Raw genomic sequence first — 16,012 nt, forward strand, 5'->3', positions numbered from 1 at the left:
GACTTAGGTTGTGTGTTCTAATGTTCCTGTCGTGGATTAGGTGTTCTTTGTAAAATACGACTCTTGATTAATAATGAGTGTTGTTTAATAATCGGGCCGTCAATACGAATATGTGTACCTGTGTATAGTATATTTTTGTGTGCCGTAAGGCAATAGGGGTGCACAATAAATGTTCAATATTTGCCTGTTTGGTTTTGAGTTCAGGAGTATTTAATGGGGTTAGAGAAAGATTCTAATCACCAGGATCGCCAATTGTTGCTGTTGCGTATTGACCGGTATTGTCATCGTAAATGTATAAGTCAGCAGACTTTAGCGAAGAAGGCGGGGATATCACGTACCTTCTTTTCGAATCTGCAACGGGGGAAGGTCCGTTGGCCGCAGACGAATACCCTCGCAAAAATTGCTCAAGCTCTCGAGATCTCAACCGAGGAGCTATGCGACTGTGACGACGAGCGAAACTTTCAGTTGGGGCTTTCGACGGGCTCGACAGGGAACATTGGTGAACTCGATCGACGGACGAATCCGGTCGTAACCGAAATCAGTATGTCTGAACCACAACTGTTCGCCGGGTGGCAGCCACAGGACTGGGAAGAGATTTACAGTTCGTTCGGAGTCGGTGGGTCATTAAATGAAGATGGTTTAAAGCAGGTGGCCGCTCGTATTAATGAAAAGCGGGAATTGATGCGAAAGGTTCAGGTGATTCTGGAGACTCACCAGAGCGAAAAGCTGGAAGAGCTGGTCGATTCGCTCTATCAATCCGTCCGACCCGATCCCAATCTCTATCAACCTAAGCCTGCTGCAAGGTCGTCGTTCAGTAAGGAGAGTGGGGCAAATGAGGACGATAAGGAGTCCACAGACGGAGGGATCACAAATAAAGGGGGCACAGAACAACAGACTCAGATGGAAGCTTCCCCCGAGATTGATTCCCGAACCGATTCGCAGTCGTCGTGAATCCCTGGGATAGCGATGCCGAATCTCTCTTGGGAAAATGGCGGTAAGAAAGACGGTTATCAGGGCACTCGTCAGAGGTGGCACTTTACAATGATCTATCTGGCAGCCTACCGTGGAAGAACCACCGTGTTATTACGGAATGCCTTTTCAAAGTAGCCCCGCCCAACGTCTCGCTGAGAACGACCTCTTACAGATTGACCCGCCTCATGTCTTGTCGCTATGTCATGCAACAGTGCCTTCCCCTGGCTCGATTCATTTGTTTGCCACTGTGTCTCCTGTCGTTTTTATCGAGTAGTTTCATTGTCGTGAAAGCGGCCGATGTGACTCAGCGAGGAGGGAGTGGGCTTCGTAATAATGTATCGACGGAAACGGGAGCCCCCACCGTCTGGGACGTGGATGCCAAAGAGGGCGTGAAGTGGTCGCGCGAATTGGGATCGATCACTTATGGAGGGCCAGTAGTGGCGGATGGCCAGGTGTATGTGGCGACGAATAACGATGCTGCTTATCTGGAAAAATACCCCAACAATATCGACATGGGCTGTCTGCTCTGTTTTTCCGAAGAGACCGGTGATTTCCTGTGGCAGCTTTCCCGCCCGAAGTTAGAAGCGGGAGATGACTACGACTGGGCGCACCAGGGAATCTGTTCTGATCCCTACGTCGAAGAGAACCGATTATGGATCGTCACAAATCGTTGTGAAGTTCTCTGTCTGGATACCGCGGGTTTTAGCGATCAGAAGAACGATGGATCGGTTACTGATGAAGTCGATCAAGATATTCAGAGTGCGGATATCATCTGGCAGTTGGACATGCTTAATGATCTAGGAGTACAACCGCGAAACATGACGACTTGTTCGATCACGGGGGCGGGCGATTTGATTTTCGTCAGCACTTCCAATGGCGTTGCCGATGTCGATTCGGTCACCGAAGAAAATCCTGTCCCCGCGCCCGAGGCTCCCAGCTTTCTGGCCATTAACAAAACGACGGGCAAGATTGTCTGGAGCGATAACCGACCGGGGCCCAACTTGTTACAGGGCGTCTGGTCGTCTCCCGCTTATGCTGTCATTGATGGTCGGGCACAGGTGATCTTCGCGGCGGGGGATGGATACTGTTACGGCTTTGATCCTGCGGGAGATGGCGATGGGAACAGCCGGTTGTTGTGGAAGTTCGATTGCAATCCGAAGTCGTCTGTTTGGGATCCGTTTGATCAGGAAGGTCGCAACAATCTGATTGCAACTCCCGTTGTTCATGATGGCATTGTTTATATCGCCGTGGGACAGGATCCGGAAATAGGAGATGGCCCTGGTTGCCTGTGGGCGATCTCGCCGAATAAACAGGGAGATGTCAGCCCAACTTTAGTCGTCGATAAGAACAACAAGCCAGTGCCACCTCGGCGCATTCAGGCATTGGATGAAGATGCGGGTGAGAAGGAAGTTCCCAATCCAAACAGCGCCCTCGTCTGGAAGTACACGGGGGAAGATCGAGATGGCTCAGGTTCAGTTGATCTGGAAGAAGAAATGAGTCGGGCGATTGCGTCCGTTACGATTCAGGACGACATACTAGTGATCGGTTGCTTCTCCGGTGTCGTGCATTGTCTGGATTCTAAAACGGGAAAACCGCATTGGTCGTATGACATGTTCGCTCATCTGTGGGGAGCGGCGTTGATAGTGGAAGACAAAATTTATCTGGGGGACGAAGATGGCGACCTGGCTATATTTGAGTTGTCCATCGATCCGGAAGTCGCCATGGCGGAGGGAGAACCGCATGAAGAAATTAGCATGGGGGCCGCCATTTATACTTCGCCAGTTTTTGCGAACGGAACGTTGTATATTTCGACGGCGAATACGCTGTTTGCACTCGAAAAATAGGGCAGACTTTAAAGTGGGCCGGGTAGTGGTGATCTGTATCCTGTTCTGGATGAATCCACTGGCTGAGAGCAGAGTTTTCGAGTAATCGATTTGCCAAGGAGTGACGATCCTCATAAACTAAAGGGACGAAGCAGACCGACTTCCCGTTGTTCGCGGAATTAGAGTCTGCTTTTCCCGCCTTCTCAATCTTGCCTCTGACTTGCCTTGAAAAAGGGTAGCGACTTCAGGTTCAGAAAAGTCGTTTGGAAATGTGGTTTCGTGTCGCCACATCCTGATACCATATAACATGATGCGAACAGGCCCGCTTGCCCGGCTCCTTCCCCAGATTTCGCTGACAGGATGAACTTAGTGGATCCCACGAGCTTTGATGAACAAGTGCTGAAACCGTTCGATTATGTCCCTCTGACGCGTGTCGTTTACGGAGCGGGTACGCTTTCACAACTGGGAGATATCTGCGTTGAATTACAGGGGCAGCGCGTCCTGCTGGTGACGGACAGAGGCCTGCACTCCGCCGGCCATGCGGGCCGCGCCTGTGAAATTCTTGCCGATGCTAATCTGGACGTGGTGCTGTTTGAAGAGGTGCAGCCTAATCCGACGACCGAAGATGTCGATCGTGGTTTGCAGGTCGCTCGGGACGAGAAGATCGATCTCATCATTGGTTTGGGTGGTGGAAGCAGTATGGACTGCGCTAAAGGGATTAACTTCCTGCTGACTAATGGCGGCCGCATGCAGAATTACTGGGGCGTCGGTAAAGCGACCGAGCCAATGCTGCCGATGGTGGCCGTTCCAACCACGGCGGGAACGGGAAGCGAAGCGCAATCGTTCGCTCTGATCGCCGATGCTGAAACGCATATGAAAATGGCCTGCGGTGACAAAAAAGCGGCCTGCAAAGTCGCGATCCTGGATCCGGAATTGACCACCAGCATGCCTAAGTCCGTGACCGTGGTCACCGGCATCGATGCGATCAGTCATGCTGTGGAGACTTATGTCACCACAAAACGAAACATCATTTCCGAAACATTCAGTTTGCGTTCTTTTCAACTGCTGGTTGAGTCGTTCCCGATTGTTTTAAACGAACCGAACGATCTGGAAGCGCGGGGCCGAATGTTACTAGGAGCCCACTTGGCAGGGGCCGCAATTGAAAACTCAATGTTAGGAGCAACACACGCACTGGCGAATCCTCTGTCGGCTCACTTCGGGACGACTCATGGAACAGCGATTGGGATTCTGCTGCCGCATGTCGTTCGCTTTAACTCGACGGTGGCGGATTACACCGAACTCGTTCGGTCTATTGGTTTGCAACCGACATCGTCGCTGGAAGCGGGAGAACTGCTGGCAGATCATCTGATGGATCTGTTCCGAAACTCGGACACGCCCCAGTCTCTCTCCGCGATTTCATTTGATGAAAATTTAATACCCCAACTCGCCAGCGAAGCCGCAGCGCAGTGGACAGGACAGTTCAATCCTCGCCCCGTTTCCGCTGAGAGCCTGCAGGAGATTTATCAATGCGCGTTACAAGACTAACTGGAAAACTGCTTTTAGCGTTGGGGTGTTTTGGGCTCTTTGTTCTTGCTCCTTTGAGGGCAGAAGAACTTAAAGTAGCCGCACCAACCCCAACTAGCTGGCCTTCTTTTCGAAATGGGAATTTGCAGCAGGGGGTTGCCGGTTCACCTCTTCCGGAAGAGCTCGAAGAACTTTGGAAGATCGACGTGCCTGATGGTGTTGTCGCCACGGTGGCGATTGTCGGTGAATACGTTTATCTACCAGCACTCAACGGCCATCTGATCTGTTTGAATCTGAATGATGGTTCGGAAGTCTGGCGATATCGGTCGTTGGAAAGTGAAGACCCGGATGAGTTCGCCCCCGGGTTTCGTGCGACTCCGCAGGTGACGGAGAAAATGGTCTATCTGGGCGATGAAGATGGCATTCTGCACGCCGTCGATCGCGCAACGGGCAAGCTTGTCTGGAAGTATGCGACGGGAGACGAAATCAGCGGGTGCGTGGCGATCTATAACGGTAAAGTAATCGTCGGTTCCTATGATTCCTATCTCTACTGTCTGAACGCGAAGACCGGAGCCGAGGACTGGAGTTTCGAAACGGGTGACCGAATCAATGGCTCTCCCGGCGTTGTAGAAAACTTCACCTTCGTGGCGGGATGTGATCATCATCTTCGAGTAATTGATATCGATGCCGGAACCCAGAAAGCCGATATTCCACTGGAGACTTACCTGATCGCCTCACCCGCTATTTGGAAGGATGAGCTTTACGTCGGAACTCAGGCGGGAGAAGTTGTCGCCGTAAACTGGAAGACGGAAGAAATTACCTGGCGATACACAGCACCGTCCCGGAAGATGCCCATACATTCTTCCGCTGCTGTAACAGAGAAGCATGTTTTTGTGGGAGGGCATGATAAACTGCTACACGCAATTGATCGCAGCAATGGAGAGGGGCTCTGGACCTTTCCGACAAGAGCAGGCATTGAGTCTTCCCCCGTCGTGGTAGAGGATCGCGTTTTCTTTGGATCGCGAGACCGAAACTTGTATGGCGTTTCAGTCGAGACGGGTAAAGAAGTCTTCAAAGCAAATCTGGGGAAGTCGATTATCGCCGGGCCCGCTGTAGGTGAGAACTGCCTGGTCATCGGGACTGAAGGTAGCAACGGAACGTTGCACTGCTTTGGAAGCAAATAGGGATAGCCAGTGGTTTGGGGATAGACCGTAAGAGATAACGGATTTAGCGATCATCGCGCCCTCAAAATGAGTACATCTTTATCAATATGAATACACTCCGGCAAAGTGTGCCACTCAGAGGATGAGTTTTTCGGGATTGATAAGTTCTTGTGTATCAATAGGATAGGGGAATAGCGTTTCTGCGGCATCCGGAATGGCATGCCAACTGCTTTTTGAAATGGTGTCAAACAAACAACTGATTTCAAAACGAAATCATCCAATCATTTCAAGGAGAAATTCAATGAAACGTTACTTACTACTTTCTGTAATGGCTGCTGGTTTGTTCTTCGTCGGTTCTAATGGCAGCGTCCTTGAGGCAGGTGGCCGCGGAGGGCATCATGGCGGGCACCACGGTGGACATCACGGAGGCCATTGGGGTGGTGGACATCATGGCGGACACCACGGTGGACATCGTGGGCATTATGGACACCGGGGACATCGCAGCTACTACGGCGGCGGATACGGATACCGTCCTTACTATCGTCCCTACTACGGCAATGGTTTTCAGTACCGTGGCAACGGATTCTCATTCGGAATCTACAAATAAATCCTGTGTAGTGAACCCTTCCTGTCTCCCGGCAACATCTGATGTAGAACTCCTGACACTTTAAATTAGTCCTGTCCAGGATAAGTGTGGCGGCTACCGGTCCCTAAAAGCCCTTAAAAACGGCAGGCTACGCCGCTAGGACACGCTACGGTTATCTGGAATACGCAATAGATATCGAGGCTTAACATGATGTTTGCTGATTGAAACCTCGTCCGGTTTTCGGGCGAGGTTTTTTTGTTTCGAGCGTGAACCGTTTAGCAGACAGGATATTGTCGTTAGTTCGACAACTCCCGGGATCGTTCCGTGGCGGCGCGAACAGCGTTGATGAGAGTCGCCCGCAGTTGACCTTCTTCCAGTTCCGCGAGGCCGGTGATGGTAGTTCCCGCCGGGCTGGTGACGGCGTCTTTTAATTGCCCCGGGTGCTGGCCTGTTTCCAGAACCATGCGGGCGGCACCGTAAAGTGTTTGGGCCGCGAGTTTGGTCGCCGTGTTCCGAGGAAGACCGACAAGCACGCCGCCGTCGCTTAAGGCTTCGATGATCTGGTAAACATAAGCCGGCCCACTCCCCGAAAGCCCCGTGATTGCATCGAGCTGAATTTCGGGTACTTCGAAAGCGATACCGACTGTTTCCAACATGCGACGAGTCAGCTCCGCATCCTCTGGCGTAGCGGCACCACCGCGAGCGAAGCCACTGGCCCCAGCGCCAATCTGACAAGGAGTGTTTGGCATGACTCGGATGATTCGCTGGTCTGTACCCAGACTTTTCTCGAACGCGTGAATCGAAACACCTGCGGCGATGCTGATCACTAGCTGCCCAGTATTAATTTCAGATTTCAATTCGGTAAGCACATCAGGCATATACTGAGGTTTGACCGCCAGAATAATGATGTCGACGTTCTGGATCAGCGTCCGGTTATCGGCCTGTACTACACCGCCCGTTGCTTCCGCGAACTTGCCGCGGTTCCCATCATTAGGATCACTCGCATGGAGTTGCTTCGCCTGAATGAGACCGGATTGAAGGAACCCTTTGGCAAGAGCGATTGCCATCTGTCCCGCACCGATAAAGCCGACACGTTCGTTTACAGGTTTCAGGTCAGACATGGAACGGGTTCCTGTTTATTTCCAGATCGACTTTCCGGGTAGTCGAGATAGGGAAGAAAAGAGAGGATGAAAACAGCCGCTGATCACGAATGATGGAACGACTGTCAAACCTTGTTGAAATCTAACTTTACTGGACGACATCCAGTTCGGGGAGTGCTTCTTTGAGCTTGTTGATTGCTTCGGGGCTCAGCTCTGGAAGACCTTTGATGCTCAACCGTTTCAGGCTTTTCACTTCCTGAAGTTTTGCCAGACCAGCGTCGGTGATTTTAGTCTGGTCGAGGGTCAGGTTTCGCAGGTTTTTCAGTTTGGCTAGTTCCTGAAGCTGTCCGTCAGTGATTTCTGTTTCTGCCATCCCCAGTTCTTCCAGTGAGGTCAACTGGGCTACGATGGGCAAGGCGTCATCGGTGATATAAGTGAACCAGAGGTCAATACTTTTGAGGTCTTTCATTTCAGTCAGGAACTGCAGGCCTGCTTCATCGATATTGGTCTGTTCCAGTCCCAATGTCTGGAGTCCACTCAGTTTTCCGATGACCTCCAGATCTTCGTTTTGAATGAGGGTTCCCCGCAGGAGAAGCTCTTTCAATTTGTCTTTACCTTCCAACACTTTCAGGCCATCTTTCTCGACGAACGTTCGGCGCAGGTGCAGGCGTTCCAGATTATTGAGTTTGGCAAGATGTTCCATACCGGCGTTGCCCACGATAGTGTCGTCCATCATCAGCACCCTCATTTTGGTAAGGCCGCTGATATGCACGAGATTCTTATCGATATTGTTAGAGCTGTTTGGCAGGCAAATGTCGAGATGTTGCAGGTTCTCAAGAGGCGCCATCGATTCGAGGCAGGCATCCGTAATCGGGCATCGCTGCAGCTGGACGTTGGTAAGGGTTTTGATTTCGCTCAGGTACTTGGCCCCTTCGTCATCGATTTTAGTAAATCGCATGTCGAGTTCTTTGAGCTTGGGCAGTGCCTGAAGATGTTGAAGTCCATCGTTGGTGATGTCCGAACGTCGCATCTGGATGACAAGCAGGGTCGGAATCTTTGCCAGCGATTTCATGCCTTCGCCTGTAATCCCGACTGCCTGCAAGTTGATGACACGCAGTTTCGGACATCCGACGAGGTTCTCGAGACCTTCATTGGTGATTTCCGTTTCCTTCAAAGTGAGTCGATCAAGGTACGGGAACTTGGGTATCAGGGCGAGGTCATCGTTGGTGATGCTGGTATTGGAAGCATCAATGTTGATGACTGATCCTTCGCCATTCTTAGACAGCGTAATGTCTTTGGCTTCCAACGTTTTGATCGCTTCGGCGTCGTCGGGTTCGATTTTGGGTTTGGTCTCCACGGGCGCGGCCGATTTAGAATCGGTGGCGGCGGGTGGTTGAGATTCAGTCGTCTCCGAGTTGGGGCAGCCCGAGAGCAGGATCAGACAGAACAGGGAAAAAAGAACGGGAAGAAAAGTTCTTGGTCGCGAGTAGGACATCCAGGGAAATCTCCATCGGGTTGATCAGGTTCCACGCAGTCTTACAGTCAGGTTGCGGGAAATGAGGGATCGCGGTTTACATCATGGGTTACAGTAGTACGGGTGAGGGTTGTTGGTCAAACAGAGTGAGGGTGACGGTCACGGGTCGGACTCCTTCCGGTTGGTAGTTACTACTTAACCAGTTTTAGGCCGTTGGATTCGACGATTCCGGTTTTTGTTTCGCATGGATTTCCTCCAGGGAACTCACCCTTTCCTTGAGCTTTGCGTTCTCCTCTTCCATCGACCTAATTTTCTCATAGTTATCGAAAATGAAAACTATACAGGGAGAAAATATGAAGAAGACGTACCAAATCGAAACTAACATCACAGTACCTGCTCTTCTTATGAAGGGAATAACGCAGTGAATTTGTTCAGAGTAATCTGCTGAAGAATTAAACGCAAACGAGCCGCCGTTAAGGGGCCAAAACTGCTGGAGGATTTATCGGAGAGGGCTGCAACGACGGTAAAAACGGTTGCAATGTTATTCTAAACACAAGAGTATTGAACAAGTGTGCTCTTTGATTGCTTTTCAATAACAGGAGATGTTCAAAATGTCTGACACGGACCCCCTTCCTTCGGTGACCCCCTATCTGGTCGTTCGCCATGCGGCAGAGGCGATTGCGTTTTACAAACAGGCCTTCGATGCGAAAGAGCTGTTTGTGATGACTCTCCCCGGGACGGAGGCCATTTTGCATGCCCAGTTGGCGATTGGAAATTCGCAGATCATGCTGGCGGAGGAAATGCCCGACATGAATCCCATGAGTCGCAGTCCGAAATCGCTAGGGGGTTCACCCGTGACGATTCACCTTTATTGTGACAATGTCGACAAAACATTCGAGCAAGCCGTTGCTGCCGGTGCGACGGTGACGATGGAATTGATGGACGCCTTCTGGGGCGACCGCTACGGCCGCCTGGAAGATCCCTTCGGCCACCACTGGTCCCTCGCCCAACCGATCGAAGATGTCGCCCACGAAGAGATGGCAAAACGGGCCCTCGAATTATTCGGCGGCGAGGGCTCTTAGAGAACATCCCAATGGCATCGACCTCAATCTGTTGCGAATCGTTGTGCTCGCTTAGAAGGGCCACCAGAGGGGGGTGATGATGGTGGTGATGAGGCAGACGATGAGACTGAGGGGAATGCCGATGACCATGTAGTCGCGAAGTTTATAGCCGCCGGGGCCGTAGATCATCTGGTTAGTCTGGTAACCGTGGGGTGTGGCGAAACTGCTGGCAGCGCCGATGATGACGGCGATGGCAAACGGCCATGGGTCGACACCGAGTTCCCGCGCGACGGCGACGGAGATGGGCAGGCAGAGCAGTCCAGCCGCTTTGGCGGTGATGATGTTATTAAACAGCATCGTTAAACCGCACATAATCGCGAGGGCCAATCGGGGATTGTTGCGCAAGTCGTCCCCCATATAGTCGATGCCGGAGACGAACTTGCCCGCGAGGTAATTGTGGGTTTCGGTATAGATCATCGCCTCGCCCAGTCCGATACCCGCGGCAATGGTGAGCAGGACACTCAAGTCGATGGATGCTTTCGCTTCACTGGCGCGGCAGCAGCGGGTGGCGATCATCACGCAGGCAGCCAGCATGGAGCCTTTCAGCATGTCGATGCCAAAGAACTGGAAGCTGACCAGGATGATCATTCCAATCAGAATGATTCGTGCTGCCCAAGCTCGTTCGTGGCGCGGGGCGCGAGAGTTCTGGACTTCGCTGACGAGATAAAAGTCGCGTGAATTGCGTTGAGCTTCTAAAAAGCTGGGACGGGCTTCGAGGAGCAGAGTGTCTCCACTTTCGAGCGTGATGTCCCCAATTTTTTTATCGACTCGTTGGCCATCCCGGGTTACGGCAATGACGGCAGCGTTGTAATAAGACCGGAACCGGCAGTCGCGGATGGTGCGATTCTTAAACGGAAAACTATTGGCGACAACGGCTTCAATCAGCACTCGGTCATTGTGTCTTTTTTCGAGTCGGAACTGCTGGTCGGCAGCCGTTTTTAAACCGGGGAACTTTTGCAGGTCGATGACCGAGTCGACCACTCCAACGAAGATTAAGCGGTCGTTCCCCATGAGTCGTTCCTGAGGCGATACGGCGGGAATGACATCCTCCTGCCGTTCGATTTCAATCAGGTACATGCCAGGCAGACTTCGAAGTCCGGCCTGTTCAATCGTCTGGCCGACGAGAGGTGATGTCGGTTCCAGCAACATTTCTACGGAGTATTCGCGGGCATTGCTCATTTCCTGATGAGCCGATTTACGCTCGGGGATAAGTCGTTTGCTGACGAGGAGAAGGTAGGCCAGACCGATCACCATAATCGGTATCCCGATGATCGAAATATCATACATACCCATTTCCGACAGGCCCTCGTAATCACGCAAGGTTCCGTTCAGGACAACGGTAGTGCTGGTACCGATCAAGGTACACATGCCGCCGAGAATGGTGGCGTAGCTGAGTGGCAGAAGCAAGTGCGAAACGGAGATGCCGATTTTGCGAGACCACTCGGTCATTAAAGGCATCACCATTGCCACGATTGGCGTGTTGTTGATAAACGCACTGCCTATCGCGGCGGGGAGGGCAATCTTAGCTTGAGCGCGGACGATGCCTTTGGGCGTACCGAGCCAACGCTGGCCCAGAAAATTCATCGCCCCCGTCTGCCGCATTCCTTCTGCCACGACATATAAAAAGGCGACGGTTAACAAGCCTTTGCTGGCGAAACCTTCAATCGCTTTTTCAGCCGGAACCACTCCGGTGATCACGAGGAGTGTCAATCCGCCAATTAGTATTAAGTCGGGACCCGCTTTCATGAATATCAGGCTAAGCAGCACAATGGCCAGAACACTTAGCGTTATCATTTGTGGATCCGTCATGGAGGCGACATTCTATCCGCGAAAATAAATAAAGTGGCTACAGATTGGTGAGGCCGACTAAACCTGGGTGACTAATTCAGTTCAATCAGCAGAATGGTTACGGGGTTGATTTCATCATGCTTAAAATGGTTGGGTCTGAGTTTCCACTCGATCTCAAACGGAGATTCCGCGCACCAGACTCGTTGTTCGAACCACGTTCCGATTATGACAAGGAGGAAGGGAGAGCAACAACTATTGTTGTTGAGCTTCTTCGGCCTGACGGGCTTCAACTACTTTCGAGACCACCGCCTCGTGCAGCTTACCGTTGGTGACGATGACGCCCAAATTCTCTTCGAGCTGATGCCCATAAGTGAACTCCAGCGGTTTACCAGTGACGTCGGTGACCTTCCCACCTGCTTCTTCCACGACCAACACTCCGCCGGCATGGTCCCAGATTTTCTCCCGGTAACCAGGTCGGGTTGGAAGTCGCAAGTAAATATCGGCGTCTCCACGGGCGACGACAGCGTATTTCGCTTGGGAATCGAGTCGGACCGGGTCGTTTTTGATCCCTAGCGCGTCTGCGACACGTGCCGATAACCCATGGGCACTGTGCCCGGATTCAACAGACTCGCACAAGCGGGCGTCGGAAAACGTTTCGGCAGAACTACAATGAATTTGTTGGGGTTCGCCACCGGACAGGGGGACTTGCCAGGCTCCCTGACCACGAACGGCATACAGCAGGACACCTTTGGTCCCCTGGTTGTTCGGTTCGGAATACAAATTGGGGCAACCGAGCAGAGCGACGTCGATTTTTCCATCGACGATGAGCGCCAGCGAGACGGCGTATTGTTCGCCGCGGAGGAATCCTTTCGTGCCATCGATCGGGTCGAGGGTCCAGAAGCGGGAGGCGTAGGTATGGGACCCACCCCGGTCAATCCAGCCGCAAATGTCTTCAGGCGAGCCATCGATTCCAATCTGGCTCAGTTCTTTTTGAACGTTCTCCAGGAAGGGGGCTGCTTCGGCCGTTTTGAGTTCGGCGGAGTCTTCTTCACCAATGACGGGGTCGTCTGGGAAGGCGGCCTGCAATTCACGGCAGATGACGGCCTGACTGGCGAAGTCGGCCACGGTCACAGGGCTTTTGTCTTTTTTAGCGAGCGATTCGGTGGTAATTGCCTGCTGGACGGCCTGACAAACCTGGGCAGCGATCCGCACTGCTTTCTGTGCGACTTCCAACTCTTGTGTGTACGAACCGGACATGAAACTCCCTGTAGTGTTGAAGGTAACCTGTAATGGAACGCCCGCGACAGTATAACCGGCTGTCCCGCTTAAATGCGACCCGCGGTTGCGCCGAAAAGCAGCGGATCTCTTCAACCGTTTTGTGGATCGTCATTTTTGTTCTCTGTACCTGATTGATTGTTCACATCTGCCTGAGGCTCTGGTAGCATGGCAGGGCATGACGAGTGTACGGTTTTTGATCGGAGTACCCTCATTATTTATCACTAATATACTAATATATAGAGTGATAGTAGCAGGGTGATGCGGAGGAACCGGTGGCGGGTTTGCGGGAATTGAATTTCAGGTGTGGCGTCATTATGGCAGAGTGGTTTGTCAAACGAGATGAGCGAATTGTCGGTCCGCTCTCCACGGAAAAACTGAAATCGTACGCGGAAAAAGGGAAGCTGCGACCCGAAGATTTAATTGGCAAGTCGAAACGAGGGCCATTCCGCGAGGCTGGTCGGTTGAAGGCGCTGTTTCCTGAAGAGATCGATTCAGATGACTTTGAGAACGAAGAACAAGACTTTGGGTTTCCAGCCCTGAAAAATATCGACGTCAATGCGGGAGAGCGGGTTTTCGAGTCTTATGGGGCAGAACGCGCGTTTGACGAGAATGTTTACGATGACGATGACGACGATTATTACCGTTCCGGACGACGTCGTCGTCCGCGTGGGTCACGCCAGAAAAATGTCGATTCGACGATAAACGCTGCCGCCACGATGTTAATCGTATACAGCTTCTGTGGTGTGCTCTTGATGATCGTGAATCTGGCTATGTTATTGATGGGGAAAGAGGCTGCTAATCCCTTCGGGGAAATGAACGAAGTTGTCGTTCCTGACTGGGTATATATAGCTCAGGGGTTTTCCGGACTGATTCTCGCTGGCATTTCCATTTTGGCGGGCGTCTGCATGAAGCAGCGAAGAGGGTGGGGATTTGTCGTCACCATGGCGGTCGTTAATATGCTTCCACTAATTAATTGCTGTTGTATGACCGGAATTCCGGTTGGCATGTGGGTGCTGATTGTGATGCTCATGGGAGATGTAAAGAAGGAGTTTTGAGCGTTGGACCTGGTTGAGCACCCGTTTTGAATCCGGCCAGATGTTCAGATTCAGGTCCGGTTCACTATGGAGTTAGGTCGGGGAGAGGGTTTAGAATGAGAAATGCCTACAACTTCCTGATATTTCTGATGTTAACAGGCACCGTTTTCCGTAATAGGAAAAGCATCTCTGAATTTCGGACGTCCTGGCCCGAGATTCAAAAGGCAGAATTCCTGACCCATTCGGGCTACAGGGCCACTCCTAGATACTGGAAACCGTGTTGAACACGTTAAAGACTGTCCTCGTATGAAATCTTTGGTACCTCACATTAAGCTGAAATCAGGGTCAATAAGTCTTTATGCGGGGGTGATTACCTTGCTTGGTTGGTTTCTTTCGGGGACCGTTCAAGCTCAGGGTTCGTCTGCATTATTGCCACTTCCGGCTAATCCGGAATCATTTCAGCGCGGAAACGGTTACGATGAAGTAGGAAGTTACCTCAGCCTCTTTTGCATTATTCTAATCCTCGGATTCTTCCTTGCATGGGTGGGAAGCGTTAAGTGGGTCAGCAAAGACAGTGGTGCGCTGAAGGTGAACTACCCCAACTGGAATGGGATTTTGCTCGCCTGCTGTGCGATGGGTCTATTTTCGTTCCTGCTGATTCCCGTCCCGCTCCTCGGCTTTTTTGGGATGTTGCTCTTCTATGCTGTTCCGATGGGGATGTACGTCCACGAACGAAATGGACGTGTTCCGGCGAGTGCCCGTATATTAACACCGAACCATATGCGTAAACTGGCAAACCGATATGGGTCGAGGTTTGGAATTCGTTTTGGGAACAAGACGACTTCCGAATCGGTCATGGGCCCTCCCATCCGCTTTGTCGGAAGTAGCGCCAACAATCGGGATGAAAATATTGCCCGCGCCCGCCAGGTGGAAAACTCTCGTGGATATCTGGCGGCGAAAGAACTGATCTATGACGCGATTCTTCGTCGCGCGACAGACGTGCATATGGAACCTAAATCGGACGAGATGTCGATTCGGCTACGTATCGACGGCGTGATGTATCCGAGCGAGCCGTTCGACACGGCGCAGGGACTCGCGTTAGTTAACATCTTCAAAGTTCTTTCGGCCATGGATATTACGGAAAGACGTCGTGCACAGGACGGCAGTTTCAGCGCGGAACTGGAAGGTCGGCATATCGACTTTCGTGTGGCGACGCAGGGAACGCGCTACGGCGAAAAAATGAGTCTGCGTATTCTGGACCAGTCAAACTCGGTTAATACACTGAAAGGACTTGGGTTCCGGAAGCAGCTTCTCGAACGGATCGAAGAGACCGTCACGTTGCCACACGGTTTGATGCTGGTCTGTGGTCCGACAGGTGCCGGTAAGTCGACCACGCTTTATGCCGCGCTCAATTCTATCGACCGCTTCCAGCAGAACATCATCACGGTGGAAGACCCGATCGAGTACAAGATTGATAACGTCAACCAGATCGAAATCAATACGAAGTCGGGGCAGACGTTTGCGAATTCGCTTCGCTCGATTCTACGACAGGACCCGGACGTCGTGATGATCGGTGAGATTCGCGACTCGGAGACAGGTGTCATTGCCTGTCAGGCGGCGAATACGGGGCACATGGTCTTTTCCTCGGTTCACGCCAACGACTCGATCACGGCACTTTATCGTATGATCGAACTGGGGGTCGAACCCTTTATGATCTCCAACTCGATCAGCGGAATTCTGGCTCAGCGACTGTTGCGCCGGTTATGCCCGGACTGTAAAAAACCTTATAAGCCCAAACCCGAAATATTAAAGAAGCTGGGTCTGCCACCAGAAAAAATTAATGCGTTTTACCGACCACCGAAACCGCAGTCGGAGGAGGAAATTTGTCCTCGCTGTGGTGGTCTTGGTTACTTCGGACGAATCGGCGTGTTCGAATTCCTGCCAATTAATGACCGCATCCGGGACCTCCTTAAGAATAAGTCCGGTATGTCGCAGATTAAAGCAGAGGCCCGTAAAAACGGAATGCTGTTGATGCGAGAGGAAGGACTACGGTTGGTCGTCCGGGGCGTAACTTCGATGGAAGAACTCGGCCGCGTCGTGAAATAGAGACGGGTTAATCTGTTTATTAAAATCTTTCCCATTCGGAAAA

Annotated in this window: 12 protein-coding genes; 8 read left to right on the forward strand and 4 right to left on the reverse strand. The window is 51.8% G+C overall.

Annotated features, from left to right (window positions below):
• Positions 1–213: 213 nt before the first annotated feature.
• From Pla110_RS02930 to Pla110_RS02950, 5 genes are all read left to right on the forward strand, one after another.
• The gene (locus Pla110_RS02930; protein ID WP_144993008.1) at positions 214–951 is read left to right on the forward strand and encodes a helix-turn-helix domain-containing protein; all 738 of its coding nucleotides are present in this window, start codon (positions 214–216) and stop codon (positions 949–951) included.
• Between the two features lie 206 nt (positions 952–1,157).
• Positions 1,158–2,816, forward strand: coding sequence for an outer membrane protein assembly factor BamB family protein (locus Pla110_RS02935; RefSeq protein WP_144993010.1), 1,659 nt, complete (start codon positions 1,158–1,160; stop codon positions 2,814–2,816).
• Between the two features lie 339 nt (positions 2,817–3,155).
• Positions 3,156–4,340, forward strand: coding sequence for an iron-containing alcohol dehydrogenase (locus tag Pla110_RS02940; protein WP_144993013.1), 1,185 nt, complete (start codon positions 3,156–3,158; stop codon positions 4,338–4,340).
• Positions 4,322–5,503: an outer membrane protein assembly factor BamB family protein gene (locus Pla110_RS02945; RefSeq protein ID WP_144993015.1), complete on the forward strand. Its 1,182-nt coding sequence runs from the start codon at positions 4,322–4,324 to the stop codon at positions 5,501–5,503. Before Pla110_RS02940 ends, Pla110_RS02945 begins: the two co-directional genes overlap by 19 nt.
• Positions 5,504–5,783: 280 nt before the next feature.
• Entirely contained in the window at positions 5,784–6,089 is a 306-nt protein-coding gene (locus tag Pla110_RS02950; protein WP_144993019.1) for a sulfur globule protein precursor, read from the forward strand.
• A 275-nt stretch (positions 6,090–6,364) separates the two neighbouring features.
• Here Pla110_RS02950 and proC read toward each other — a convergent pair whose 3' ends face one another.
• The gene (gene proC, locus Pla110_RS02955) at positions 6,365–7,189 is read right to left on the reverse strand and encodes a pyrroline-5-carboxylate reductase (protein WP_144993021.1); all 825 of its coding nucleotides are present in this window, start codon (positions 7,187–7,189) and stop codon (positions 6,365–6,367) included.
• Positions 7,190–7,316: 127 nt separating this feature from the next.
• Positions 7,317–8,663 carry a hypothetical protein gene (locus Pla110_RS02960; protein ID WP_144993023.1) on the reverse strand — a complete coding sequence of 449 codons (1,347 nt, stop codon included), beginning with the start codon at positions 8,661–8,663 and terminating at the stop codon, positions 7,317–7,319.
• A 590-nt stretch (positions 8,664–9,253) separates the two neighbouring features.
• Between Pla110_RS02960 and Pla110_RS02965 the strand changes: the two genes are divergently transcribed.
• Entirely contained in the window at positions 9,254–9,724 is a 471-nt protein-coding gene (locus Pla110_RS02965) for a VOC family protein (protein ID WP_144993025.1), read from the forward strand.
• 51 nt (positions 9,725–9,775) lie between these two features.
• On the opposite strand, the gene Pla110_RS02970 is transcribed toward Pla110_RS02965, so the two are convergent.
• Entirely contained in the window at positions 9,776–11,557 is a 1,782-nt protein-coding gene (locus tag Pla110_RS02970; RefSeq protein ID WP_231742898.1) for an SLC13 family permease, read from the reverse strand.
• 246 nt (positions 11,558–11,803) lie between these two features.
• Positions 11,804–12,808: a 3'(2'),5'-bisphosphate nucleotidase gene (locus tag Pla110_RS02975; RefSeq protein ID WP_144993030.1), complete on the reverse strand. Its 1,005-nt coding sequence runs from the start codon at positions 12,806–12,808 to the stop codon at positions 11,804–11,806.
• 335 nt (positions 12,809–13,143) lie between these two features.
• On the opposite strand from Pla110_RS02975, the gene Pla110_RS02980 reads away from it, so the two are divergent.
• Complete coding sequence (locus Pla110_RS02980; protein ID WP_144993033.1) at positions 13,144–13,884, forward strand: DUF4339 domain-containing protein; 741 nt, start codon at positions 13,144–13,146, stop codon at positions 13,882–13,884.
• Positions 13,885–14,169: 285 nt separating this feature from the next.
• A complete protein-coding gene (locus Pla110_RS02985) occupies positions 14,170–15,969 on the forward strand; it encodes a GspE/PulE family protein (protein WP_144993035.1) in 1,800 nt (599 codons plus the stop codon).
• The last annotated feature ends 43 nt before the right edge of the window (positions 15,970–16,012 follow it).

The sequence above is a fragment of the Polystyrenella longa genome (assembly GCF_007750395.1).
Classification (GTDB): Bacteria; Planctomycetota; Planctomycetia; order Planctomycetales; family Planctomycetaceae; genus Polystyrenella; species Polystyrenella longa.